Origin of the sequence: Amycolatopsis sp. NPDC049252 (assembly GCF_043197175.1) — a bacterium.
Classification (GTDB): Bacteria; Actinomycetota; Actinomycetes; order Mycobacteriales; family Pseudonocardiaceae; genus Amycolatopsis.
In genome coordinates, this window is the sequence record NZ_JBICSQ010000023.1 from 1 (window position 1) to 24,849 (window position 24,849).

Here is a 24,849-nt window from a genome sequence, read left to right on the forward strand (position 1 = left end):
CTCCACGCGGTCCGGGTGGGCCGCCGCGTACGCCATCGCGGCGCAGCCCCCGGACGAACCGCCGAACAGGCTCACCTTCTCCCCGGCCGCGTCGACGACGGCGCTCAACGCGTCCACCTCTTCGGCGAGCGAGGTGACCAGCGGCCCGGCCGGGTCGGACATGCCGACACCGGGCCGGTCGTAGCGGACGAGCGTGAACCGGTCGCCGAGCAGCCCGCCGAACCGCCGGAACAGCGGGTTCCGCCCGTCCAGTTCGAGGTGCCCGCACCACCAGCTGCCGACGACCAGCGGCGGGCCCGTGCCGACGGCGGCCCAGGCGATCGGGCGATCGTTTGGGCCGCCTGTGAAGCGCACGACTTGGTCCTGTCCCGGCATTTCCCCAGCTTAGGTCGTTGCGCGGGCGGCCGTGGCCCATTCCGGCCAGCACCCGGAATGGCACGGGCGGGTGATGCGGCGGGCAGGCGATGGCTGATGTGCTGCGTCGTACAAGCGGTGCGGAGGAGGAACGATGGCCGGAGGGGACAGCGTGGGGGCACGGGACGGGCTCTGGGAACGGTTCGGAGCGGCACTGTACGACCCGTTCCTGCGCCGGGGGGAGCGGCAGGGCCTGGCCGGCCGGCGCGCGGAGCTGCTGCGCCGCGCGCACGGACGGGTGGTCGAGATCGGGGCGGGGACCGGCCTCAACGTCCGGCACTACCCGGAGACGGCGGAGGTCGTGCTGACCGAGCCCGTCCCGGCGATGTACCGGCGGCTCGAAAAGCGCGTGCGGGGACGCGCCGGGATGCGGCCGGTGGAAGCCGCCGCCGACGCGCTGCCGATGGCGGACGCCAGCGTCGACACGGTCGTGTCGACGCTGGTCCTCTGCACGGTGCCCGACGTCGACCGGGTGCTGGCCGAGCTCGTGCGGGTGCTGCGCCCCGGTGGGCGGCTGCTGTTCTGCGAGCACGTGCGCGCCGAGGACCCGAAGCTGGCGCGACGGCAGACGCGCCTGGCGGGGCCGTGGGCGGCGTTCGCGCAGGGCTGCCGGTGCGACCGCGACACGGTCGCGCTCGTCAAGCAGCGGTTCGACATCGAGGAGATGAGCACGGCGCGCTGGCGCGGGATGCCCTCGGTGGTGCACCCGCTGATCATCGGGACGGCGACGCCCACCCGATGACGCCGCCCGGCCGGGTCACCGCCGCCACCGTCCCGCGGCGGCGGCCTCGGTGACGTAGTCCTCGAACCTCCGCGGCGGCCGGCCGAGAGCGAGTTCGACGTCGCCGGTCGGCGTGGTGCCGAGGCCGCCTTCGCGGACTTCGGTGAGCACCCCGGCGAGCAGTCGCGCGGTCTCGGGAGCGACGCCGGCGGCGATCTGGCGCTCGGTGAACGTTTCCGGGGTGAGGTCGACGTGCCGGACGGCGCGGCCCGTGGCCGCGCCGATCAAGGCCACGGCTTCGCCGAAGCTCAGGGCGCGCGGGCCGGTGAGCTCGTAGGTCCGGCCGTGGTGCCGGTCGCCGGTCAAGGCCGCCGCGGCGACCTCGGCGATGTCTTCGGCGTCGATGAACGGGGCGCGGCCGTCACCGGTCGGCAGGTACAGGGTGCCGTCGAGGATTCCCATGCGCCAGAAGCTTTCGCTGAAGTTCTGCGCGAACCAGTTCGGCCGCAGGACGGTCCACTCGGCGCCGCTCTCGCGGATCGCCTGCTCCGCGTCGTGGAGCGGATGCTCCGGCCGGCCCGCGGCCGGGGCGGACAGCAGGACGAGCCGCCGGGCACCGGCCGCGACCGCGGCTTCGGCGAACCGGCGGATGCGCGTTCGGCCCGCGCCGGTCTGCAGCGCCGGTTCGACGACGTACGCGGCGACGGCGCCGTCGAGGGCGGGCGCCCAGGTCGCGGGCTCGCCGAGGTCGAAGGCGACGTCGCCGCCGGTGCGCGCCGCCGTCCGCACCGGGTGGCCTGCGCGGCGCAGGTGGTGGGCGACGCGGCGGCCGGTCTTGCCGGTGCCGCCGAGGATGAGGGTGGTCGTCATGGTCCTGATCGAAGCGGACCGCGGCGAGACGATCCATGGGAATTGGTCGCCGATAGCTTTGTGAACGTCTACTCTGCGCCCTTGTGGACGTCTTGAGCGACCTGCTGCGCCGGGCCCGGGCCGGCACGACCGAGGTGCGGCAGCTCGTCCGGCGGCCGCCCTGGTCGCTGACCTTCGCCGAGTCCGGCGAGCCGGGGCTGATCACCTTGCTCGCCTCGCTCGGCGGTCCCGCGCACCTGCGATCCGGCGGCCGTGGGTGGGTGCTCCCGGCGGGCGGGCTCGCCCTGGTCAAGGGCGCCGGCGGGTACACCGTCGCGGACAGCGCGGAGACCCCGGCCCAGGTCGTGATCGCGGACGGGCGCAAGCACGTCCTCGGCGAGGCGGGATCGGCTGCCCGGCAGCGCATCGGGCCCCGGACCTACGGTGACGGCCTGCCCGGTGCCACCACGCTGGTCCGGGGGACCTGCGCGCTCCACGGCGACGTGGGGGAGCGGTTGCTGGAGCTGCTGCCGCCGGTCGTGGTCGTCCCCGCCGGGGAGCGCACCGGCGCGGCGCTCGCGCTGCTCACCGCCGAAGCCGCCCGCGACGAACCGGGGCAGGACGCCGTGCTCCACCGGCTGGTGGACCTGGTGCTCGTGCTGGCGTTGCGGGCGTGGAGCGCCACCTCGGGCGAGCCGCCGCCCGGCTGGTACCACGCGCTGGCCGACCGGCACCTCGGCCGTGCCCTGCGCGCGCTCCACGAAGAGCCGGCGCGCCGCTGGACCGTGGCCGCGCTGGCCGCCGAAGCCGGGCTCTCGCGCGCCGCGTTCGCGGCCCGGTTCCGCGCGGCGGTGGGCCGGCCGCCCTTGACGTACCTGACGGACTGGCGGATGACACTGGCCGCGGATGCGTTGCGCGACACCGGGGACACGGTCGCGGTCGTCGCCCGCCAGGTCGGCTACGACGACGCGTTCGCCTTCAGCGTCGCGTTCAAGCGCGCTCGCGGGGAGACCCCGTCCGCGTGGCGCCGACGGGGCGGCGGCGTCGCCGTCACGCCGTGACGGTGCTCGTGTCGAGGGTCAGGTAGACGGCGCGGACGGCCAGGGTGCGCTCGATCTCGTCGATGATCGGGGCGAAGAACTGCTTGCGGTGCTCGGTGTCGCTCATCGACGTGACCGCGAAGTACATGCTGCCGAAGCCCGCGAGCAGGGTGGCGTTGCGCAGCAGGGCGACCGGGACGCCGGGCAGCAGCGGCGAGGTCGCCGGCGGGTGGCCGATCCACTGTTCGGCCGCGGCGGGGGTCACGATGATCACGCCGAGGAGCACGAAGAAGGCGAACAAGGCGAGGCCGATGACCGCGGCCTGCACGAGCTGGCGGGTGGCGAGCATCAGCAGCAGGTTGCGTTTCTGGCGTCCGTTGAGGCTGACCGCACGGACGGGGCCGTCGATGGTGACGGCGGCGAGCGGGGTGCCGGCGCAGGCGGCGGTCAGCATGGACGGGCTGAAGTCCTGTTCGACCCGGCCGATCTCCTCCCGGAGGCGGGCGGCCGCGGCGAGGACGGTGACGGCGCCGAAGAGGGCGACGACCAGCGCGAGGCGCCACCAGGCGAGCTGGTTCATCAGCTGCCACAGCTCGCCGGTGAAGAAGAGGAACAGGGTGACGAACAGCAGGACCGGCAGGGCCCGGCCGAGGACCTGCACGCTGTTGCGGAGGTCGGTGATCGCCTGTTTGACGGCTTGGCGCACGAGGGTGCCGAAGCCGTAGGTCGTGGCGAGGCTGGTGGCCGCGAAGACGGCGGCGAAGAACACGAGGAACGCCAGCACGCCCAGCGCCCGGGCGCCGGGGAGGGTGATGGCGCCGTCGAAGGCGAGCTGCAGCAGCGGGACGGCGACCGGCATCGCGGCGTAGGTGACCAGGATGGCGACGGTCGCGGCGCGGGAGAAGCGGGGGAGGCGCCGGACGAACAGCGAGATCGTCACCCAGGCCGCGAGGGTCACGGCGACGACGACACCGAGCAGGACCCAGCGGCCCGAGCCGGCGGTCTTGAGCGGGACGAGCCAGGCGAGGCTCGCGAGCGTGACGAAGACCAGCGCGGGCAGCATCCGGGGCAGGACGTGCTCGGTGAAGCCGTACCCGGCGATCATCGTCGGGGTCCCGCGCCGGAGGAACCAGCGTTCGGTCCGCTGGACCCGCGCCCGAGGTGAGGAGGTGGGCATGGGGAGATGATTCCCGGTCCCGCCGGCCCGGTCCCGGTCGGCCCGGCTACCCGGCGGGGTGAGTCCACCGTCGCTCTCAACGCCGCCGTCGCTCCTCGTCCCGAACTGTCACGACGACCGGGACCTGTACCGGTATCTCGGCGCCCTGCCGCACCTGGGGAGAGGTCCAGACCGCGCCGGTGATCCGGGCGTCAAGCGCACCGGCCATGAGCTCAGCTGCCCAGCTTGACCGCTCGGCGGACGTCGGCGGCGTAGGCCGCGGGTTGTTCCCAGGCCGCGAAGTGGCCACCGGCCGGGTGCCGCACGTACTCGCGCACGTTCAGGAACGCCTCGGCGTAGCTGCGCGGCTCCGGCTTGAGGTCGTGCGGGAACACCGACAGCACGGTCGGCGTGCCGACCCGGTCCGGGAGGGTGCCCGGTTCGGTGTACGTGGCGAACGAGGTGCCGATCGTGCCGGTGACCCAGTAGGCGGAGACCCAGGTGAGCAGTTCGTCCGGGGTGAACGCCGACTCGTCGGACCAGGACTCCAGCTTCTCGGCGATCCACGCCGCGAGGCCGGCGGGGGAGTCGCCGAGGGCGACGGCGAGGGTGCTGGGCCGCGTCGACTGCTCGGCGATGTACCCGCCCTCGCTGCGGAACCACTGCGCCGACCGGGCGAGGTAGGCCGCCGCGTCCGGGGCGAGCTTCGCCGGGTCGGCCGTGAGCGCACGCAGCGGCGCGACGTTCGTGAGGTGCAGGGCGGTCACCCGGTCCGGGTGTTCGCCGGCGAGGATCTCCGCGACGGTGCCCCCGACATCGCCGCCGGACACGGTGTACCGCGCGTAGCCGAGCTCGGCCAGGGCGGCCGCGACGATCGCCGCGATCCGGTTGACCGACATGCCCGCCGTGGTGAGCGGGGCGGCGAACGGGAAGCCCGGCAGCGCGGGTACCACCACGTGCACGTCCGTGAGCAGGGGCAGGACGCGCTCGAAGCGCAGCACCGAGTCCGGCCAGCCGTGCAGGAGCACGACGGACCGGGGCACCGGGATCGGCGGACCGCTGGTGGATCACCCGCAGCTCGGTGCCCTCGGCCGGCACCGTCGCCCAGGGCAGTTCGGCGATGCGGCGCTCGTGGACGTCCCAGTCGTACCCGTCGGCCCAGCGGCGAAGCAGGTCGTCGAGGTGGGAGCCCGTGATGCCGCGTGTCCTGTCGTCGTCCCAGGGGGTCGGGACACGCCGTGTCCGCCGGAGGCGTTCCCGCAGTTCGTCAGCCATGTGTACGACGATACACATCATGTGTATGCTCGTACACATGACTTCGCGCAACGCCGCGGCCACCAGGCAGCGCATCCTGGAGCACGCGCGACGCCAGTTCGCGCGGCACGGGTACACGGCGATCACGGTCAAGGGCGTGGCCGACGCGGCCGGGGTGTCGCCCAACCTGATCACGCGTTACTTCGGCGGCAAGGACGGCCTTTTCCTGGCGGCCACCCGGGTGGAGATCCCGGTCTCGACGTCCTTCGACGGCGACCGTGCCACATTGGGCGCGCGTCTCGCGGCGAGCATCGTCGAGCGCTGGTTCGGTGAGCCGGGGGAGGACCCGCTGCTGGTGCTGCAACGGGCGTCCGGCGAACGCCCGGAGGCGGCGGAGGCGCTGGCCGGGTTCCTGGACGCGAACTCGCTGGAACCACTGCACCGCTACCTGCGCGACAGCGGCCTGGACGACGCGGAAGCCCGCAACCGGGCGGCGGCGATCGACGCCTTCGTGCTGGGTGTGTCGACTCGCCGCCGGGTGCTGCGTGCCGAACTCGGTGATCGCACCGGCCTGCAGGCCTGGCTGAGCGCCATCATCCAGCGCCTCGCCGACGGGTGAGCCCATCCCGGCTTCACCGCCGGGGAAGGGCAATGTCCACGGGCACGCCGAACTGGCCGCCACCGGCGTGCTCGCTGATCCGCCGGAGAACCGGTTCTCCGGCGGATCAGGGGTGAACGGTCCTCGCCGGGCACACCGGCGTTGCGGTGAGCCGCACCAAGCACCGTCGATCGGCCGTTCCGGACGGCGACGGGCCGCCGGTTCCACTCAGGAACCGGCGGCCCGTCGTGCCGCCCGGGTCAGCCGATCCGGTAGTGGTAGGGCAGGGTCGCGATCACCTCGCCGGTGCCCTCCTCCGGCAGGCCGGTCGAGCCGGTCGGCAGGGTCGGGACGGTCACCAGGTTGAGGTGGCCCGTGACGTCGGTGCCGCGGGCGCCGGACGGGGTGATCGTCACCTGGACGGTGGCGGTCCCGCCCGGCTGGATGATCACCGGGGTGCCGCCGGTGCCGGCGGGGTCGATCGCCTGGTCGTACGGGTCTCCGGTGGACGAGGTCACGGCGTGGTCGAAGCCGGCGGTCACCAGGGACGAGGTGTAGCTCGCGTGCCCGGCGGGGGCGCCGGCCGGTCCGAACGGGCCGAGCTCCTGCACGTCGGCGAACCAGATTCCCTTGGTGACGTAACCCTTCTTCTCCCCGATCGTGGCGACCGAGACGGTGCTGCCGCCCTGGGCCCGTTTCAGGTCACCGAACACGTCGATCCCCGCGGCCGAACCCTGCAGCTCGACCTGGGCCGGCACGGTCGACGACGTGGCCACCGTCAGTTTGCTCGTGTCCGGCGGCACTTCGTAGACCGGCGCGATCGAGCCCGGCTCGGGCAGGTCCACCTCGGTCTGGCCGCCGACCGGGACCGGCTGGAGCGTCTGCGTGGTGTTGGTGCGGGCGTCGACGCCGATCGCGATCGGTTCGACGCCGGTGTTGTGCACGGTCACCGGCACTGTGACCGCCTGGCCCGCGGCCAGCTTGCCGCCGCCGGGCAGCGCGGGCGCGGACACCGAGACCCGGTCGAAGGCGACCGTGCCGGTGAACGGCTGCTGCAGTTCCTTGCCCGTCACCGGGTTCTGCACCACGAGCACCAGGTGCCAGCGCCCGGGCAGCGGGTTCGCGTCGGTCAGCTGCAGCCCGGGGCCCTGTGACACGGTCGTCGGCGAGGCCAGGGAGATGGTGCTGTTGACGTCGCCGAGTTCACCGTTCGGGTCGACGAGGACGCCGTCGAGGACCGTGCCCGGGTCGGACAGGTGCACGGCGACGTCGAGGTCCTTCTTGCCCCGGGGCACGTCGAACTCGTAGCTGAACGTCTGCGCCGGCGAGACCGCGCGGGCGTTGCCGCCGGTGATGGTGCCGCTGAACGTCCCCGGACCGTTGCCAGTCGGGATGAGCGAGCGCAGCACCGCCGACACGGACGTCTGGTGGCCGTCGGAGCTGCCGAAGGTCACCGAGTAGTCCGCGTCGCCGCCCGAGGCCGGGGTCGGCAGGGCGATCTTGACCGGCTTGGTCTGGCCCGGGGCCAGGTTCAGGATCTGCGGTGAGACCTGGCCGTAGGGCACCGCGCGCTGCGCGTCCGCGGCCAGCTGGACGTCACCGGTGTAGCCGGACGCGCCCGCGACCGAGTACAGCACCGCCGTCCAGGTGCCCGCGGCCGGGTGCCGGACGTCGACGTTGGCGTAGTTCGCCGTCGCCGCACCACCTTGCGGGCGGCTGTTCGCGACGAACGTGCCGTCCGGCGCGAGCAGCGTCAGCCGCACCACCGGCGTGACCGGGGCGCCGTTGACCGTCTTGGGACTGCCCTGCCACGCCATCCTCGACAGCAGCCGGTCGGTGGCCGGCGGGACGCTGAACTTCACCGTCTTCTGCGCCCACTGCGCGCCGTTGTAGTAGGTGAACGTCGGCAGCTTGGCCGAGTCGAACGGCACGGTCTGCGTCTGCGTCGACGACGTCGCGAACCCGCGCGTGCCGGCGGACACCGTGAGCGGCTTGGTCCCGATGTTCGACACCTTGACCGTCGCGGTCTGCGTGCTGCCGGGTGCGCCTTCGAGGGTCAGCTGGTCGGTCGAGAGCGCGATGTTCGACGACACGCCGGCCGGGGCGCCGGTGGTGCCGGGCGCGGTCGTGGCCGCCTCGACGGCCGCGCGCGCGTCCAGCAGGCCGGAGCCCTGCTCGTCGGCCGGCAGGCCGAGGTCGCGCGTGGTGCCGGTGATCAGCTGCTTGACCAGGGCCGGCGTCGGCGACGCGCCGTGGTGCGTGCCGCGGTAGGCCTGGATGACCAGCGCCGCGACGCCCGCGGTCAGCGGCGCCGATTCGCTGGTGCCACCAAAGGATTCCAGGTCCGCGCCCTGCGGCGGCGACTGGAACGTCCGGCACTCCGCGTAGCCCGGTTCGCAGTCGGCCCAGTTGCCCTCACCGGGCGCGACCAGGTCGATCGTGCGGCCGTTCTGCGTGATGCCCGAAGAGGACAGTGCGGAGATGTTGTCGCTGACCCACTTGCCGTTGGAGAACGGGAAAGCGGCGTAAGTGGTCTGCGCGTACAGCCGGTTGTCCGTGGTCGCGCCGGCGGAGATGACCAGCGGGTCGGTGGCCGGGCTGCCGATGGTGGACGTCGTGCCCGCGTCGCCGCTGGAGGTGGTGACCGTGACGCCGGCGGCGACGGCCTCGTCGTTGAACACCTGGAACAGCTCGCGCGAGCTGGCGTCCGGGTACTGGTTGAGGCCGAGCGACTCGTTGATGACGTCGACGTGGTCGACCGTCACCGCGTAGTCGATGGCCTGCAGGATCGCCGAGTTCGTCGCGGTCGAGCCGAACACGTTGAGCCCGACCAGGCTCGCGCCCGGCGCCACGCCCTTGACGACGATGGTGCAGCCGGGCGGCAGCGGGTGCGCCTGGTTGACGAACTTCGAGAGGTCGTGCACCACGGTGCCCTGCGCGGCGATCGACGACGCGTCGCCGAACGCCTCGGCGCCCGAGTCCGTGGTCGCCGGGCCGTCCCCGGAGAAGTCCTGGTAGTCCGAGAAGACCTTGGACCCGTCCGGCCGGATGAAGTCGGCGTAGTTCGGATCCATGTTGTCGGCGAGGAAAGCGACCTTCACGCCGGAGCCGTCGGCGAGATCGGACGCGCTCTTCGAGCCGTCGGTGCTGTAGGCGTGGATCGAGGTGAGCGCCTCCGGCTCCAGCAGCGGCTTCGCGGGGTCGGACGGGCAGATCGCGCCGGGCGCCGACGACGACCGGGGCTGCGCTTTCGGCGCCGCCCCGCTCGCCCCCGCCGCGGGCGTGCTCGGCGCGGGCAGCGTGACCTTGCTGTCCGGCAACACCGACGCCACCGCCGGGTCCTGCGCGAGCGCGGCCGCCTGCGCGGGGCTGACGGTCGCGGAGAAGGCGTTGCCGACGGCGAAGTGCTTGACGTTCGCCGGTGCCGGTCCGGTGAGCTTGCCCAGAACCGCGTTCTGCGCCTTGGTCGCCTGGTCGCGTCTGTTCCCGGACGCGGCCTTCGTCGGCGGTGCCGCCGCGAGCTGGTCGCCCAGCACCACGATCACCGCCTGCGACGTGGTGTCCGCGCTCGCCGGGGGAGCGGCCGCGGCCGCGGGCTGAGCCGATGCGGCCAGCACCAGACCGCCGACCGCGGCGAGCACCACCGGACGGAATATCAACGACGAACGCCGCATATGCAGCTCCCTGGTCGTAAGGCCCAAATCAATCAGACTCGGCTGAATCGGACGCAATTCGGAGGTTCGATTCAGCTGCCCGGCGACTATTGCCGCTCCACGTCCCGTCCACAAGCGACAATGGTCGGCAATTCCGCGAGAATCCGTGCCACAAAGGGGGTTACCTGCGTATTTGACCGATGTCGTGAACGGAGCCGGCTGTCGGCATCTTTCGGTCACCGACGCCGGGAGCGTGAACTGTTCACGACGGCGTGGACGGCGGGCGTGCTTGTCCCGGATCTCGGCGGTTTCGCGGTGGCGCGCCCCGAGGTTCGGGGCAGCCAGCGTTCCGTGACGGCCCGCACCGGCAGCATCAGCCAGCTCTCGTCCGGCAACCCGGTGAGCAGAACCATCGTTGTGTCGCTGCCGGCGAGAAACCCGGTTCGCCCGGGAACTTCGGCCAGCCGGGAGTACGTGCGTGACAGGCCAGCGGACGGGCGCAACCGGATGCGGCTGCCGTCGGCGAAGTCCGCCAGGACGGCGCCGGGCTCGGTCAGGTCCAAGCCGGCCGGGCGCCATCCGGTCCGGAGAACGGCTCGCCTGCGGTCCCACCACAGCACACCGAACCGGATCGCGGCGATCGTGCCCGCCGTTCCGGCGACGATCGACATGATGCCTGCCAGCAGGCCGACCCGGTCCATGATGATGTCCTCGGGATAGCGGACCTGAAGCGGATCGGCGGGTGAGTACACGACCTCGACCTGGTCACCGGGACCGTGGGGCTCGGCCCTGCGCTGTGGCAGCCAGATCAGCCGCTTGCCGTCGCCCACCGGGTAGGCGAGCTCGAAGGATGCGGATCGCAGGTCGACGACGCGGCCGGTGACGGTGATGTCGGAAGCGTGCGCCCGGGTGGCCGCGACGTCGAGGGTGTGCAGGTACTGCCCGCCGAAGACCACGAGTCCGGCAGCTGCCAGACCGGTGAGCGACGCCGCCCCCAGCCGCCGTCGGATGTGAGCCGGGACGGTCACGGCACCGGCCGGACGCGCGTCGTCGCCGGGTGGCAGCCAGGGGCCGTCGAGCGCCCAGAGGCCGCTGGGCCAGCGTTTTCTCGCCCGAGCGAGCTTGCCGGCCGGGCGAGTCTTTCCGGCGGTGGTTTCCGCCTTGCGGCCCGACTTCACAGAGCCGAGCCTACGACCACCGAACGCGGCTTGACCACGGACAACGATGCGAGCGAAAACACCGGAAGACGAGGCAACCGACCGGCCTCCGGCAGCGTCACGGGGCGGGCCGTCAGCCGGCCGTGCTCAGCCCGGCCGGCTGATCTCCAGGGCCCGGTAAAGCTCCCGTGGCGGCGGCGAACCGGGCAGTGGGCCGGTGTTGCCGGCCGCGCACGCCTGCAGGAGGTAGCCGACGAGCCGGTCGGCCGCCGCGGCCAGGGCCGGGGTGCCGGCGCGGGTCACCCCGCCCGTCGCCAGCATGATCAACGGCAGGTCGTGGGGGGAGAAGTCCGGGCGCAGGCCGCCGGCCTCCTTGGCCCGGCGCACCAGGCGGATGAACTCGCGCAGCCCGCGCTGGCGTTCCGATTCGAGCGCCTCGACCCCGGGGAACATCGTCGTCAGCACCTGGCCGAACCCGCGGTCGCGCCGCGGGATGCGGCAGACGTACTCGATGAAGCCGCAGAACGCCCGCCACGGGTCCGGGTCGGCCGCCGCGGCGGCCGCGGTGTCCGCGTAGGCGGTCATCGCGGCGCCGAAGACGGCCGCGATCAGGTCTTCGCGCGCCGGGAAGTTGCGCGCCAAGGTCGCGATGCCGACCCCGGCGCGCCGGGCCACCTCGCTCATCGGCACGTCGATGCCGGCCTCGCCGAAGACCTCGGCCGCGGCGTCCAGCAGGCGTTGGTGGTTGCGCGCCGCGTCCGCGCGGGGCCGCCGGGGGCCGGGTGGCATGGCTCACTCCGCTCGATCTGGAAGGGGTCTTCCGGATAGCGTACCGTAAGTAAACCGGAAGACCCCTTCCAGATTCCGCGACGTCAGGAGCTGCCATGCCCCCACCCACCCGCACGAACGAGCTCAGCTTCTTCGGCGGCACCTGGCGTGCCGAGGGCCGCGGCGGCGGGATCCCGGTCGACGACGAAACCGTCACGCGGGCCGGCCGGCGATGAGCGTCGAGATCGGCGTGGCGACCCTGGCCGACCGGCAGCCGCGGACGGTGGACGGCCGGGAGGTGACGGAAGCCGCCCGCTTGGCGCAGATCGTGGAACTCGGGGTGCAGGCCGACGAGGAAGGCCTCGACGTCTTCGGCGTCGGCGAGCACCACAGCGGGGACTTCGCCGTGTCGTCGCCCGTGCCCGTGCTCTCCGCCGTCGCCGCGCGAACCTCCCGGATCCGGCTGACCAGCGGCGTGACGGTGCTCAGCGTGCACGACCCGGTCCGGGTGTACCAGGACTTCGCGACGCTGGACCTGCTCAGCGCCGGACGCGCGGAGATCACCGCCGGGCGCAGCGCCTACCCGGAACCCTTCGCGCTGTTCGGAGTGGACATCGCCCGGTACGACGAGGTCTTCGCCGAGAAACTGGAACTGCTGCTGCGGCTGCGCGACGAACCCGTGCTGTCCTGGCACGGACGGCACCGGCCACCGCTGGACCGGGCGACTGTGGTGCCCCGCAGCGCGTCCCTCCCGATCTGGATCGGCGCCGGCGGCTCGCCCTCGAGCGTGGCGCGGGCCGGCGCGCTCGGGCTGCCCCTGATCCTCGGCTACCTGGGCGGAAACCCCGGGCACCTGCGGCAGCTGGCCGACCTCTACCGCGCCGCGGGGCGGCAGGCCGGCCACGGCGACCGGCTCCGGGTCGGCGTCGCCGTGCACTACTTCGGTGCGGGCTCGGCGGAGGAGGCGGCCTCGACCTACCGCCACTACCACGACTTCATGCGGCCCAAGCGCCCCGGCGGGGGTGGGTACGCCGTGTCGCAACAGGACTTCACCGACGGCACCGGACCGGACCGGCCGCTGATGATCGGCACGTCCGAGCACGTGGCGGACAAGCTCGTGCGGCTGCACGACGTCGTCGGCTACGACCGCGTGCAGCTCCTCGCCGACTGGGGTGGCCTGCCGCCCGGCCGGGTGCGCGCATCCGTGCGCCGCCTGGGCCGCGAGATCGCCCCCGCCGTCCGCTCCGCCATCGACCTCACCCGAAAGGAACCGGCATGAACCTCGAACCCCTGTCCCCGGACAACGCGACCGTCGTGCTCGTCGACCACGCCGTCGGCTTCGCGAACCTCCTGCGCTCGCACGACCTGCGCGAGCACGTGAACAACGTGGTCGGCCTGGCCAAAACCGCGAAGCTCTACGGCGCCGGCCTGGTCGTCACCAACGGCGAGCCGGCGAAGCCGTCCGGGCCGCTTTACCCCGAGCTGCTCGCCGCGCTCGGCGACCAGCCGGTCATCGAACGTGCGACCGCCTTCGACTCGTTCCTCGACCCCGCCTTCCGGGCCGCGGTCGAGGCCACCGGCCGCCGCCGGCTGCTGATCGGCGGGATCGCCACCGACGGGTGCGTCCTGCAGACGGCCCTGGGTGCGCTGCGCGCCGGCTACGAGACGTACGTGGTGGCCGACGCGACCGCCAGCACCAGCAAAGAAGCCCACGACACGGCGATCCAGCGCATGGTGCTCTCCGGCGTCGTCCCGGTCACCTGGTGGTCGATCGCCGCGGAGTTCCAGCTCGAGCCACGGTTCGCCGGCTCGTCGATCCGGGCGCAGCTGATGAGCGAGTTCCAGCCGGCGATGACCATGGGCGGCCGCACGTTCTTCGCCGGCGTCGCCCAGGGCCGTCACGCTTCCTGACCGGCGTCCTTCGGGTTCAGTGCCGCGGCGAAGCGCGTCGAGACCGCGGCGACCGCGGCACGCAGCTCGTCACCACCCTCGACACGGAAGCCGAACGGGATGGCCGCCAGCCATTCCTGCGCGTACATGGCCGGGTTGTTGGTGCTGCCGACGAGAACGCACCCGTCTTCGGCCGGGTGGAGCCGGCCCATCGGCGGCCCGATCCAGGGCGCGACGTCGGCCGGCGGGGCGTGGAACACGACACGGGTGGGGAACTTCCAGCCGCTGCCCAGGTTTTCCTCCAGCACCGCCACCGGGTCGAGGTCGCCGGGCGGCTCGAACTCGCGGGTGGTCTGCTCGACCGCGCGGACCCGGTCGACGCGGTAGGTGCGGATCGCGTCCGCGCGGTGGGAGTGGCACAGCAGGTACCAGCGCCCGTGGCGGGCGACGACCGCCCACGGGTCCACTTCGGACTCCCACTCGCTGCCGCTTTCGCCGCGGTAGGTGATGAGCACCCGGCGCCGGGCCGCGACGGCGGTGACGAGTGCGTTGGTGGTGGCGGGATCGGGGCGGGCGGAGCGCCGGTCGGGTGCGGCCGAGGCGTGCTCGCGCAGCGCGGCCGCCTGCCGGCCGACGTTCTCGGGCAGCGCCTGGATGACCTTGCCGAGGGCCTCCCCGACGAGGTCGTCGACGTCGGTGGCGGCCGGCTGGCCGTCGAGCACCGCCATCACCAGCCCGAGGGCTTCGGCCTGGGTGAACACGATCGGCGGCAACCGCGTTCCCCGCCGGAGCCGGTACCCGCCGTGCGGCCCGCGGGCCGACTCGACCTGGATGCCCGCCTCCCGGAGGATCCCGACGTACCGGCGGGCGGCGCGCTCCGTCACGCCCAGCGCCTCGGCGAGCTGATCGGCCGTCGCACCCGGACGGACTTGGAGGATCTCGAGGGCGCGCAGTGCCCGCGCGGTCGGGCTGAGGTCGCTGGGCACCTCGGGCAGGCTAACCGGTCTTTTGCCGAACCGGAAGCCGATTGTCCGGAATTGGCTATAGCGTGACGGGCCGAAGCGCCGCGGCGACCGGCCGCGCGGGAACAAGGGAGAAACCGATCATGGACGTCCTGCTCATCGGCGGCCTGTGGCTCGACGGATCCGTCTGGGACGACGTCGCGTCCACGCTCCGCTCGCTCGGCCACAACCCGGTGCCGCTGACGCTGCCGGGCCAGGGCGACGGCTCGGCTTCCGCCACGCTCGAGGACCAGGTGGCGGCCGTGCTCGCCGCCGTGGACTCGGCCGCGGGCACGCCGGTGGTCGCCGGGCACTCGGCCGCCTGCGCCCTGGCGTGGCTGGCCGCCGACGCGCGGCCGGAGAAGGTCGCCAAGGTCGTCCTCATCGGCGGCTTCCCGACCGGTGACGGGAAGCCCTACGCCGACTTCTTCGAGCTGCGGGACGGCGCCATGCCCTTCCCCGGCTGGGCCCCGTTCGAGGGACCGGACTCGGCCGACCTCGACGAGGAGGCCCGGCGCGGATTCGCGGCCGCCGCGATCCCCGTTCCCGAGGGGGTGGCGAAGGGGATCGTGCGGCTGACGGACGAGCGGCGCTTCGACGTGCCGGTCGTGCTCGTGTGTCCCGAATTCAGCCCGGCTCAGGCCAAGGAACTGGTCGACGCCGGCGAGGTGGCCGAGCTCCCGAAGGTCAAACACCTCGAGTACGTCGACATCGACTCCGGTCACTGGCCCATGCACACCAAGCCGGCGGAGCTCGCCCGGCTCCTCGCCGAAGCGGCGGACGAGGCCTGACGCGGCACCACTCGGGTCGTCTTCGGGCGACACGTTCGGAACCGACCGCCCGAATGCGGCGATCCGGATCGGCCGACGCTAAGGTCACCCGACTTGGCTGCCGCTCCTGGAAGGACCTTCCCGCTTCATGAACAACGACAATGCGCCGTCCGTCTTCGGTCCCGGGCTCGGGTTCGGTTCGGGCCTGATCTTCGCCGTGATCACGATCATCGCGCTGTGGAAGGTGTTCACGAAGGCCGGGAGGCCCGGCTGGGCGGCGATCATCCCGATCTACAACGTCTACATCCTGCTGAAGATCGCCGGCCGGTCCGGGTGGTGGCTGCTCCTGCTGCTGATCCCGCTGGTCAACCTGATCGTCGCGATCATCGTCTCGATCGACGTCGCGAAGGCGTTCGGCAAGAGCGGGGTCTTCGGGTTCTTCGGGCTGTTCCTGTTCTCCATCATCGGCTACCTGATCCTCGCCTTCGGCAAGGCTCAGTACACCGGCCCGCCCGCCGGGGCGCGCTGACGACCACAGCCGCACGCCCCCGGCGACGGAATCCCTCGCGCTCGGCCTCACCCCGGGAACGGTCCGCAACCACCCCGGCGAGTTCGACTCAGGTGCGGAGCCGCGGATCGGCCGGCCGGCGAATGGCCAGGAGCACCGTGTCGTCCGCGTGCACGACGATGTCGTGCATCCGGGTGACGATCTCGCGCGGCAAGGTTGCCGCCGGGTGGTCGGCGTGGGTGCGGGCGACCTCCAGCAGGCGGTCCTGGCCCTCGGTGATGTCCTTGCGGGACTCGACGAGCCCGTCGGTGTAGAGCAGCAAGGTGGCCCCCGGCACCAGGTCCACGTCGACGAGGCACGGGCTGCCGGGGGCCGGGAAACCGACACCGCGGCCGACGACCGGAGGACGGAGCAGCCGCGTGCCGCCCGAGGCGTCGGCCAGGACGGGTTCGGGGTGGCCGCCGTTGGCGAGCCGGGTGTGGCCGGTGACGGGGTCGATCCGGGCCAGCAGCGCGGTCGCCATGAGGTCCGGGGCGATCGTGGCGAGGGTGCGCGAGGTGTGGGCGATCAGGTCCTGGAAGGGGTGGCCCTCCAGGGCCAGGGTGCGGATGGCGTGGGTGACGGTGAGGGCGTCCCTGGTCGAGGCGACGCCGTGGCCGACGGCGTCGACGAGCGTCACGTGCAGCCGGCCGTCGGGCAGGACGAACCAGTCGTAGAGGTCGCCGCCGGTGGGGGAGTCCGGCTCGGTCGGGGAGTAGCGGACGCCCAGCTCCAGTCCCGGGACGGCCGGGGGAGGCGGCCGCAGCGCGTCCTCCAGTTCCTGGAAGATCCGGGCGTGGGCGTGGCGGAGCTGCTCGTCGCGTTGTTCGAGCTCGACGTACATGGCGAGCACGCCGCTGTTGGTCTCGGCCAGCTCGTCCCGCAGGTCCCGCTGTTCCCGGGCGAGCGTGTCCGCGCGGCTGGTCAGGGCGAGCATCTCCTGCCGGCTCGCCCGGTCGTCGTCGGCGGGCACGGGGATCGGCCGGTCGCCGGTGACGAGCTGCCAAGTGACGCTGCCGTCTTCGGTCGCGAGGCCCGGCTGGGGCAGAGCGCCGGCCCGCAGCCGGCTGACCGGTTCCGGCAGCCGGACGCCGAGGGTGAGCACGCCCCCGGCCACCGCGGCTTCGAGGCCGACCCGTCCACCGCGGTCGAGGACGGGCTCGGCGAGGAGGGTGACCGCCAGCACCAGCCGGGCCCGGTCTTCCACGAGGATCCCGGCTTCCGCGCACGCGGCGCGGACACGACGACGCAGCGACGCCATGATTCCGGCCGGCTCGACGTCGGGTACCGCGGGTGTCCCGTCCGGAGCTGGTTCCGCCCGAGACAGATCCACACCGTTCACTGTCGCATCCCGCGGCCGATCCGGCAGAACGGTCCACCCGATTCGACCGGGCTGGACGAGGTGGACGGCGGCCCCGCACCGATCAGAAATCCGCCGCCACGTCGTCAGTTCTGGTAGCCCCCTCGTACCGGTGGAAGGATCGACGACCATGACCGACGCCAGGCCGCTGGGCGCCGACGAGGCCACGTTCCTCTCGGCGGTCCGCTCCGGCGATCCGACGCGGTTCGCGCTCATCACGGAGCGTCACCGGCGCGAGCTGCAGGTGCACTGCTACCGGATGCTCGCGAACTACGAGGACGCCCAGGACATGACGCAGGAGACGTTCCTGCGGGCGTGGCGCAAGCGGGAGACGTTCAAGGGCCACGCCGCGCTGCGGACCTGGCTGTACCGGATCGCGACCAACGTCTGCCTCGACTTCCTGGACAAGCGGAGCGACCGCACGGCCGTGCCGTCCGAGCTGCCCGACTCCGAAGTGCCTCACCTGCAGCCGTACCCCGACCGGATGCTCCCCGAGGACCCGCAGGAATCGGTGGTGGCGCGGGAGACGATCGAGCTGGCGTTCGTCGTCGCCGTCCAGCACCTGCCGCCGCGGCAGCGGGCGGTGCTCATCCTGCGCGACGTCCTCGGCTGGCCGGCGTCGAAGGCCGCCGGCGCCCTCGAGCTGACCGTCGCGTCGGTGACCAGCGCGCTGCAGCGGGCGCGCGTGACGATGCGCGAGCAGCTGCCCGGCCGCCGCCTCGACTGGCGAAGCCCCGCCACCCACGAGCTGTCGGATGACGAGCGCCGGGTGCTGAAGTCCTACATCGACGCCCACGAGCGCAACGACCTCGACGGGCTGACGGCCCTGCTGCGCGACGACCTGCGCTTCGCGATGCTGCCCGATCCGGGGGCCGTGGTCAGGACGGCCAAGGACGCGGTGGACGGCTGGGTCGCCGGTGGGCTCTTCCGGCGCGGCAAGGACGACTGGCGCGGCGTCGCCACGACGGTCAACCGCATGCCGGCCGCCGCGCTGTACCTGCGCACTCCCGGTGATCCGGAGTACCGGTTGCTGAACATCGCGGTCCTGCGCATCGCCGACGGGAAGATCGCCGAGCTCACCGGATTCGAGGTCACCGGCACACCGTGGCTGGACCTGCCTCCGACACTGTGATCACCCCAGCCCCGCCGGCGTCGCCGGCGGACCGTGCTCATCGCCTCGTCTCGTACCGGGCCAGCACCACGCCGCCGGGAAGCGTCCGCGACTCCACGAGGTTCACGTTCACCCAGCTGTCCAGCGCGGTGAGGAACGGCGTGCCGCCGCCCACCAGGACCGGATGGGTGACGATCTGGTACTCGTCGACCAGCCCGGCCCGCACGGCCGCACCGGCCAGCGTCGCACCACCCACTCTCGCCGGCCCGCCGTCCTCGGCCTTGAGCCGGGAGATCTCGGCGACCGCGTCGCCGGTGACCAGGCGGGTGTTCCAGCCGACCTTGTCGATCGTCGAGGAGAACACCACCTTCGGCGTGTCCCGCCAGTTCCGCGCGAACTCGATCTGCGCCGGGGTGGCGCCGGGCTGCTGGTCGCCGGTCGGCCAGTAGGAGCTCATCGCCTCCCACAGCTTGCGCCCGTACAGCGTCAGATCGCTCGCCAGCTCCTGGTCGAGCCACCACCGGAACAGCTCGTCGTCCGGCGGCCCGCTCCAGCCGATGTCGTCGCCGGTCGCGGCGATGTAGCCGTCCAGGGTCACGTTCATGCCGAAGATCAGTTTCCGCATCGTGCCAGCCTCTCGTGAGGGGATCTCACACGTACAGACGGGCGCGGCGCACAAACCTGATCGGTGCGTGTTCTTCGTGGACGGCCGGTCCTACCCGGCGTCCGGTGCCTCGATCAGGTCGAGGTCGCGGACGCAGAAGCCGTGGTGCTCGAAGGTCTCGCGGAGCACCGTGCCGAGGCACTGCCGCACCGATCGGCCCCGGGCGTACGGCGGCCAGACGTCGTCGTCGGGCACCGGCGCTGGTGCGGCGAGCTGCGCGGCGGTGACGTCGTCGAGCCAGGCCTGGAGCTCGGCGGCCTGGGCGTCGCGCACGCTGACGATCTCGTCGAGGCCCGGATCGACCGAGAGGACGATCCCGTGCGCGCCGCGGTAGGGCTCGACGGCCGGCCCGATGCCCATCGGCGTGAACAGCTCCGTCGAGCCCAGGCAGCAGCGCCGGAACCACGAGTCGTGGACGAAGACCAGGTGGCGCAGCGTCTCCACCGCCGACCACTCGCCGTTCACACTGCGGCGCTCGATGCCGGGCGTACGGCGGATTCGCTCGATCGTGGCGGCCCAGGCGGCATGAAGCTGACGTGACGCCTCGCGCAGATCGGCCGGCTCTTCGGAGCGGACCAGCACCCGCACCGGATGACGCCGGTCGAGCTCCGCCTCGACGTACCCGGTGACCTCGACCCCGTTCACCACGAGGTCGGTGACGAGCCCGTCGATCACGGCATCCTGCATGACGACGCCGATCAGGCGCGTCCCGGTCAGATCACACTCACGGAACTCAGCACCGCGCAGATCCTCGTCGAAGTACCGCGTCATGCTGCACATACTAGGTCCGGGCACCGACAATCCGCGGCGCGCAAGGAAGTCCCTCCGCCCGTGAAGAGAGTCGGCCGGAGGTCGGCACGGCCGCGGCGGTGCGCACCATGTCCTCTTCCGCACCCCGCAGGTGGGTCAAGACATCGTCACTTTCGCCACGATCCCCGGCACCTGGACTCCGTGCCGCCGGTCTGCGCCGGCTCCGGCCGGCTGCGGTGACCGTGACCAGGGCACTAAAGGGCCACCAAAGACTTTCTACGGCTCGGCCGGGCACCTTGATCGGCGGGCCGCTGCCGCTGGGCAGGGCCGATGAGCCCACCGGATCGGCCACGTCGGCTGCGGGTGATCCGGTGGGCGCCGAGAAAGGGGAGAGCATGAGACGTGGTCTGATCCGTGCCGTCACCGCGGTCGCCATGGCCGTCACCGCGGCCGTCGGTGTCGTGGTTCCGGCGACGGCGGCGACCTTCGGGACGGCCTCGCCGGCCGGTGTCGTCGCCGACGGCACCTACCGGTGGGCCAACGCCAACAGCGGGCTGTGCCTGGCCTACGACGTGGAATCGCGGGGCGCGAACCGCCAGGAAGGCTGCGATGACGGCGACTACACCATCTTCTGGGACGCCGTGAACGTCGGCGGCAACAACTACCGGCTCGTCAACGAACACAACGGCCAGTGCCTGTCCATCTGGCGCGGCGACACCAACGACAACGCCCAGGTCGGCATCTACGCCTGCGTCGACACCCCCGCGGAGGTCTTCACCCTGGTGCCGGCGACGTCGCCGGCGTTCGCGGGCGCCTACCAGTTCGTGAACGTCAACAGCGGCAAGTGCGTGGCGGTCGGCGGCGCCCGGACGAACAAGGGTGCCTGGGTCATCCAGTGGACCTGCGCACAGAGCGGCGAGTTCATGTGGCGCCCGTACAGCTAGTGATCCGCGGGTGAGGTGAACGGGCGAGGATCTCGCGAGCCGCGAACGGCGCGGGATCCTCGTTCCGGCTCCACCGGGGTCACCGAGAACCCTGATCGTCGAGGGTCTTCAGCCGTCGCCGGACCTGGGCGGCGTCGGAGTCGCGTCCGTGCGCTCCGTACAGCTCCGCCGCTTCCTGCCAGACCGCCCGGGCCTGCTCGTGCCGGCCGAGGGCGACGTACGGGTGGCCGAGCCGGTCGAGGGTGGCGGCGGACTCGTAGGTGTTGCCCAGCCGGCGGAAGAGCGTGAGCGCCTGCCGGTAGTGGTCGACGGCCCGGTCGTGGTGGCCGGTGTGGTGGTCGATGTAGCCGAGGCTGTCCAGGGTGTCCGCCTCGCCGCTGGGGTTGTGGTGCCGGCGGTGCAGGGCCAGCGCGGCCTGGCAGTGGGCGCGAGCGGTGTCGTGGTCACCGAGCCGGGAGGCGTGCCAGCCCACGCCGTTGAGCGCGTTGGCTTCCCAGTCCGGCCGGCCGAGGGCGCGGCACAGGTCCAGCGCCCGGGTGGCGTGCTCGAGGGCTCGGCGGTGGTCCTGCCGCCGCTCCCAGGCCCGGGCGAGCTGGTGGTGGGCGAGAGCCTGCTCGGCGGTGTCGCGACGGCGCTCCGCCAGGGCGAGGGCCTGGTGCAGGTGACGGCTCGCGTCTTCGTGACGGTCCAGCTCGCCCTGGGCGCGACCGAGGTAGCGGTGCGCGCGGGCGGCGGCGAGGTCGGGCAGGTGCGCGGCGGCGCCCACCGCGGCCCGCCACGCGGAAAGATCGTCTTCCCGGTGTCCGCGCCGGGCGTGGAAGGTGGTCAGGACCCAGGCCAGCCGCCAGACCCGGAGGTGCCAGCCGTGGTCGAGGGCCGCTCGCTGGGCGGCCGTCAGGTTGGCGTGCTCGGTCTCGAACCAGGCCATCGCCGCCGGCATGTCCGGCGGCTCGTGGGGTTTCGCGCCGGGGGCACGTGCCTCGAGCCGGACCGCCGGGCGGCGGGAATCCAGCCGCCGGTCGGCGGCGTGGGCGATGTGGAGGTAGAAGTCGAGCACGCGCCGCAGCACCGTCTCCCGTTCGGCCGGGCCGTGCCGCTGGGTGGCGTATTCGGCGGCGTGGAGGCGGACCAGGTCGTGCATCCGGTACCGGCCGGGGGTGGGCTGCTGGACCAGGCACGCGTTCTCCAGCTCGTTGAGCAGCGCCCGGGTCGCGGCCGCCGGCCGAGCCAGCAGGCCGGCGGCGGCGGGCAGGCCGATGTCGGGGCCCGGGGCCAGGCTCAGCAGGCCGAACGCGATCCCGGCCGCGTCGGACAGCGCGTGGTGGGACCAGGACAGGACCGTGCGCAGCGCCGTCTGCGGATCGCCGGGGTCCAAGGCGTCCAGGCGACCGGACCGGTCGCGCAGCTCGTTCGCGAGGACGGCCAGGGGAAAGCCGGGGTGGCGGGTGGCGCGGGCGGCCACGATGCCCAGCGCCAGCGGCAGGCCCGCGCAGCTGGCCACCAGCTCGTCGACCGCCTCGGGTTCGGCGGCGACCCGGTCGTGGCCGAGGTGGCGGGTGAGCAGGTCACGGGCCTCGTGCTCGGGGATGACGTCCAGGTCGAGGCAGTGCGCACCGTGGGCGGTGACCAGTCCGCCGAGGTGGCGCCGGCTGGTGACGAGCACCGTGCAGGTGGGGCTGCCGGGCACCAGCGGGCCGGCGTGTGCCGTGTCGCGGGCGTTGTCCAGCACGATCACCATGCGCTTGCCGGCCACCAGGCTGCGGTACAGCCGCACCTGGGCGTCCGGGTCGACCGGGATGGTGGCCGGGTCCACCCCGAGGCCGTCCAGGAAGCCGCGCACCGCCGTCACCAGGGGAACGGGTTGCCCGGCGGGGTCGAAACCACGCAGGTCGACGTGGAGCTGCCCGTCCGGGAACCGGTCGAGGCGGGTGTGGGCCCAGTGCAGCGCCAGCCAGGTCTTGCCGATCCCGCCGGTCCCGCCGATCGCGGCGATCACCACCGAGCCGCCCGTGTCCGGCTGGTCGTCCAGGAGGGCGTCCAGCCGGGCCAGTTCGGCGGCGCGGCCGGTGAACAGCCGCGGTGGGGCCGGCAGTTGTCGTGGCACCGGCGTGGTCGCCGGCTCGGGGCGGGCCGCCGGCACGGCCAGCTCGGGGGCGGCGTGGAGGATCTGCTGGTACAGCTGCCGCAATGGCGGGCTCGGGTGCACGCCGAGCTCGTCGGCGAGATCGCGGCGAAGCTGTTCGTACCGCGCGAGCGCGTCGGCCTGCCGGCCGCTGCGGTAGAGAGCGAGCAGGAACTGGCCGGCGAGGCGTTCGTCGAGCGGATGACGCTCCACGCGGTCGGACAGCTCGGCGAGCAAGCCGGCGTGCTGCCCCCGGCGCAGCCGGATGTCGGCGAGGTCGAGCTCGACCGCGTGGCGCTGCTGCAGGAGCGTGGTGCGCACCGAAGCGACCCAGGCCGTGTCCGTCACGCCCGCGAGGGGATCTCCCCGCCACAGCCCGAACGCCTGGGTGAACGCAGCCACGGCGTCGTCGTCGTGCCTGCCGGCGCGGGACTGCTCGACGAGAGCCCGGAACCGGTGCAGGTCGACGAGTTGCGGATCGACGACGAGCCGGTAACCGGCCGGGTGGGTCGTGACGGCGACACCAGGCACGGCGGCGATGGCCTTGCGCACCAACGCAATGCGCTGGTGAACGGCGTCGCGCGGGTGCCGGGGAAGGCGGTCTGGCCGCCAAGCCCGATCGAGCAGCTGGTCGACCGACACGACGTGGTTGGCCTCCACCAGCAGCACCGCCAGCAGACAGCGCAGCTGGGCGAAGCCGATGGCGACCGGCGCGCCGTCGACGGCGGCCTCGACCTCGCCGAGCAAGCGGAATTCCACCGTCACACGAGCCCCCCGTCGAAGCCGCACCATCCGACTCGATCCGCCGCAGACATACCTATCCGCCCGGGCCCGCCGGCACAACCCACGACCGGGCGAACCGCGCCCCGCCGTGCGGAGCAATGAGCCGCACATCAACAAGACCCGACGTGAACGGACGATCAGCGGCATGAGCGCGCGCATGACCTGCGGGCGGAAGTATTGCGTCGCTGCCGGTGCCGCTGAAAGCCGTCCGGGACAGCGACCCGGGCGCGCCGTAACGCCTGGCATGTCCCGCGCCAGTGCGCCGAGCCGCGTTCGTACTCACTCGGTCACGTCGCGCAGGACATGAAGGTCAGGCCTTTGTCATCTCGCGGCGGAGGGGGCGGTCGACCAGCGGCAGCCGCCGCAGGCGTACGTCGGTGGCGCTCACCGCGTCACGTCCGGCGCGAGAACGTCGGACAGGTGCTGCATCCGGTCAGCAGCTAGGACATCGTCGTGATGGGCGCGGTGACCGGACGCGAAGGGATGATGGTGTGGTCGTGTGAGGTGGTCGAATTCCGCGACGGTGCCGCGATGCGGTCTTCCGAGCGGCTCCGGTGTCCAGCGCCGGCTCAGCCGGAACCGGGCAGTTCCGCCGCCTGGGCAACCCGCAGGGCCTTTCCGGGCGTCAGTCCGGCAACGAACGCCGGGAGGTCGCCGTGGGTGTGCCGACGAATGTTCTGTTGCCGGGTGAGCGGCTGCTGTGGTCGGGACGGCCGCAGCGGTTCATCCTCGCGCGGTTCGACTGGTACCAGTCCGGGTTCGGCCTGTTCTGGGTGATCATGGCCGTCGTGGTCCCGTTGGCCAGGCGCCACACGCTGTCGCCGTTCGAATGGGCTCTCGGGGTGTGCGGTGTCGTGTTCGTCTGGGTTCCGGTCGCCGTCAGGTTGCGAGCGCGGCGCAATGGTGAGTATGTCGTGACCGACCGGCGGATTGTGCTGGCCGATCGGTTCTCGGGGAGGACGCGTGCGTCGGTGTGTCTCGGCACGCTGCCGCCGCCGGTCGCCCGGATCCGGCGGGACGGCAGCGGGACGATCGACTTCGGCCGGTTTGGCCGTACACCGGTAAAGCCCTTTTCTTCGTCGGGATCCCTGATGTTGACGGGTCTGGTCGCCGTGCCGGAGGCTGGGCGTGTCCGCGACGTGATCGCGCGGGCGCAGGCCGGGCAGGCCTGACCTCACCTGGACGACGGCGTCGGCGCAGGTCGATTTCGCCAGCACCAACCTGCCGAGACCATCCTGAGCCGCCAGGCTCCGGTCCCCTGCCCGGCGCCCGAATTCCTCGCCTCCACCGGCGGAGA

22 protein-coding genes and 1 pseudogene are annotated in these 24,849 nt (G+C 72.7%); 10 read left to right on the forward strand and 13 right to left on the reverse strand.

What is annotated here, in order from left to right; translation table 11 throughout:
• The coding region (locus tag ACGFMK_RS23975; RefSeq protein WP_392767094.1) for an alpha/beta fold hydrolase at positions 1-354 on the reverse strand (354 nt) is incomplete at its 3' end.
• 154 nt (positions 355-508) lie between these two features.
• On the opposite strand from ACGFMK_RS23975, the gene ACGFMK_RS23980 reads away from it, so the two are divergent.
• Positions 509-1,156, forward strand: a complete 648-nt coding sequence (locus ACGFMK_RS23980) for a class I SAM-dependent methyltransferase (protein WP_392767096.1) — start codon at positions 509-511, stop codon at positions 1,154-1,156.
• Between the two features lie 15 nt (positions 1,157-1,171).
• Here the strand turns inward: ACGFMK_RS23980 and ACGFMK_RS23985 are convergent, their stop codons facing one another.
• Positions 1,172-2,005, reverse strand: coding sequence for an NAD(P)H-binding protein (locus ACGFMK_RS23985; protein WP_392767099.1), 834 nt, complete (start codon positions 2,003-2,005; stop codon positions 1,172-1,174).
• Positions 2,006-2,088: 83 nt separating this feature from the next.
• On the opposite strand from ACGFMK_RS23985, the gene ACGFMK_RS23990 reads away from it, so the two are divergent.
• The gene (locus tag ACGFMK_RS23990) at positions 2,089-3,045 is read left to right on the forward strand and encodes an AraC family transcriptional regulator (RefSeq protein WP_392767102.1); all 957 of its coding nucleotides are present in this window, start codon (positions 2,089-2,091) and stop codon (positions 3,043-3,045) included.
• Here the strand turns inward: ACGFMK_RS23990 and ACGFMK_RS23995 are convergent.
• The 3 genes and pseudogenes from ACGFMK_RS23995 to ACGFMK_RS24005 form a co-directional block, all read right to left on the reverse strand.
• Positions 3,035-4,201 (reverse strand): hypothetical protein, encoded by a 1,167-nt coding sequence (locus tag ACGFMK_RS23995; RefSeq protein WP_392767104.1) that lies wholly within the window; start codon positions 4,199-4,201, stop codon positions 3,035-3,037. The two genes, ACGFMK_RS23990 and ACGFMK_RS23995, sit on opposite strands and share 11 nt — an antisense overlap.
• Before the next feature lie 212 nt (positions 4,202-4,413).
• A complete protein-coding gene (locus ACGFMK_RS24000; protein WP_392767106.1) occupies positions 4,414-5,223 on the reverse strand; it encodes an alpha/beta fold hydrolase in 810 nt (269 codons plus the stop codon).
• Between the two features lie 55 nt (positions 5,224-5,278).
• Positions 5,279-5,530: pseudogene (locus tag ACGFMK_RS24005) on the reverse strand (epoxide hydrolase N-terminal domain-containing protein); the annotation flags it as partial.
• On the opposite strand from ACGFMK_RS24005, the gene ACGFMK_RS24010 reads away from it, so the two are divergent.
• On the forward strand, positions 5,493-6,053 hold the full coding sequence (locus ACGFMK_RS24010; RefSeq protein WP_392767109.1) for a TetR/AcrR family transcriptional regulator: 561 nt from the start codon (positions 5,493-5,495) through the stop codon (positions 6,051-6,053). The pseudogene ACGFMK_RS24005 and the gene ACGFMK_RS24010 sit on opposite strands and share 38 nt — an antisense overlap.
• A 239-nt stretch (positions 6,054-6,292) precedes the next feature.
• Here ACGFMK_RS24010 and ACGFMK_RS24015 read toward each other — a convergent pair whose 3' ends face one another.
• The 3 genes from ACGFMK_RS24015 to ACGFMK_RS24025 all read right to left on the reverse strand — a co-directional run bounded on the left by ACGFMK_RS24015 (position 6,293) and on the right by ACGFMK_RS24025 (position 11,631).
• A complete protein-coding gene (locus tag ACGFMK_RS24015) occupies positions 6,293-9,706 on the reverse strand; it encodes a S8 family serine peptidase (RefSeq protein WP_392767112.1) in 3,414 nt (1,137 codons plus the stop codon).
• A gap of 215 nt (positions 9,707-9,921) precedes the next feature.
• On the reverse strand, positions 9,922-10,863 hold the full coding sequence (locus tag ACGFMK_RS24020) for a hypothetical protein (protein WP_392767114.1): 942 nt from the start codon (positions 10,861-10,863) through the stop codon (positions 9,922-9,924).
• Between the two features lie 126 nt (positions 10,864-10,989).
• Positions 10,990-11,631 (reverse strand): TetR/AcrR family transcriptional regulator, encoded by a 642-nt coding sequence (locus tag ACGFMK_RS24025; protein ID WP_392767116.1) that lies wholly within the window; start codon positions 11,629-11,631, stop codon positions 10,990-10,992.
• Between the two features lie 211 nt (positions 11,632-11,842).
• On the opposite strand from ACGFMK_RS24025, the gene ACGFMK_RS24030 reads away from it, so the two are divergent.
• Positions 11,843-12,889, forward strand: coding sequence for an LLM class flavin-dependent oxidoreductase (locus ACGFMK_RS24030; protein WP_392767118.1), 1,047 nt, complete (start codon positions 11,843-11,845; stop codon positions 12,887-12,889).
• Positions 12,886-13,521 (forward strand): isochorismatase family protein, encoded by a 636-nt coding sequence (locus tag ACGFMK_RS24035; RefSeq protein ID WP_392767121.1) that lies wholly within the window; start codon positions 12,886-12,888, stop codon positions 13,519-13,521. The genes ACGFMK_RS24030 and ACGFMK_RS24035 overlap by 4 nt, the downstream gene beginning before the upstream one ends.
• Here ACGFMK_RS24035 and ACGFMK_RS24040 read toward each other — a convergent pair.
• The gene (locus tag ACGFMK_RS24040; protein WP_392767124.1) at positions 13,509-14,486 is read right to left on the reverse strand and encodes a helix-turn-helix transcriptional regulator; all 978 of its coding nucleotides are present in this window, start codon (positions 14,484-14,486) and stop codon (positions 13,509-13,511) included. The two genes, ACGFMK_RS24035 and ACGFMK_RS24040, sit on opposite strands and share 13 nt — an antisense overlap.
• A gap of 119 nt (positions 14,487-14,605) precedes the next feature.
• On the opposite strand from ACGFMK_RS24040, the gene ACGFMK_RS24045 reads away from it, so the two are divergent.
• Both ACGFMK_RS24045 and ACGFMK_RS24050 read left to right on the forward strand, forming a co-directional pair.
• A complete protein-coding gene (locus ACGFMK_RS24045) occupies positions 14,606-15,292 on the forward strand; it encodes an alpha/beta fold hydrolase (RefSeq protein WP_392767127.1) in 687 nt (228 codons plus the stop codon).
• A gap of 127 nt (positions 15,293-15,419) precedes the next feature.
• Entirely contained in the window at positions 15,420-15,800 is a 381-nt protein-coding gene (locus ACGFMK_RS24050; protein ID WP_392767130.1) for a DUF5684 domain-containing protein, read from the forward strand.
• Between the two features lie 88 nt (positions 15,801-15,888).
• Here the strand turns inward: ACGFMK_RS24050 and ACGFMK_RS24055 are convergent, their stop codons facing one another.
• Entirely contained in the window at positions 15,889-17,079 is a 1,191-nt protein-coding gene (locus ACGFMK_RS24055) for a PP2C family protein-serine/threonine phosphatase (protein ID WP_392767344.1), read from the reverse strand.
• A 229-nt stretch (positions 17,080-17,308) separates the two neighbouring features.
• On the opposite strand from ACGFMK_RS24055, the gene ACGFMK_RS24060 reads away from it, so the two are divergent.
• The gene (locus tag ACGFMK_RS24060; protein ID WP_392767133.1) at positions 17,309-18,310 is read left to right on the forward strand and encodes an RNA polymerase subunit sigma-70; all 1,002 of its coding nucleotides are present in this window, start codon (positions 17,309-17,311) and stop codon (positions 18,308-18,310) included.
• A gap of 37 nt (positions 18,311-18,347) precedes the next feature.
• Here the strand turns inward: ACGFMK_RS24060 and ACGFMK_RS24065 are convergent, their stop codons facing one another.
• Together ACGFMK_RS24065 and ACGFMK_RS24070 are read right to left on the reverse strand one after the other, a co-directional pair.
• Positions 18,348-18,914, reverse strand: coding sequence for a dihydrofolate reductase family protein (locus ACGFMK_RS24065; RefSeq protein WP_392767135.1), 567 nt, complete (start codon positions 18,912-18,914; stop codon positions 18,348-18,350).
• Between the two features lie 90 nt (positions 18,915-19,004).
• Positions 19,005-19,724, reverse strand: coding sequence for a DinB family protein (locus ACGFMK_RS24070; protein WP_392767137.1), 720 nt, complete (start codon positions 19,722-19,724; stop codon positions 19,005-19,007).
• A 374-nt stretch (positions 19,725-20,098) separates the two neighbouring features.
• On the opposite strand from ACGFMK_RS24070, the gene ACGFMK_RS24075 reads away from it, so the two are divergent.
• Positions 20,099-20,647, forward strand: a complete 549-nt coding sequence (locus tag ACGFMK_RS24075; RefSeq protein WP_392767139.1) for an RICIN domain-containing protein — start codon at positions 20,099-20,101, stop codon at positions 20,645-20,647.
• Positions 20,648-20,726: 79 nt separating this feature from the next.
• Here ACGFMK_RS24075 and ACGFMK_RS24080 read toward each other — a convergent pair whose 3' ends face one another.
• Positions 20,727-23,534: a BTAD domain-containing putative transcriptional regulator gene (locus ACGFMK_RS24080; RefSeq protein ID WP_392767141.1), complete on the reverse strand. Its 2,808-nt coding sequence runs from the start codon at positions 23,532-23,534 to the stop codon at positions 20,727-20,729.
• 572 nt (positions 23,535-24,106) lie between these two features.
• Here ACGFMK_RS24080 and ACGFMK_RS24085 point away from each other — a divergent pair.
• A complete protein-coding gene (locus ACGFMK_RS24085) occupies positions 24,107-24,724 on the forward strand; it encodes a hypothetical protein (protein ID WP_392767142.1) in 618 nt (205 codons plus the stop codon).
• Positions 24,725-24,849: the final 125 nt, after the last annotated feature.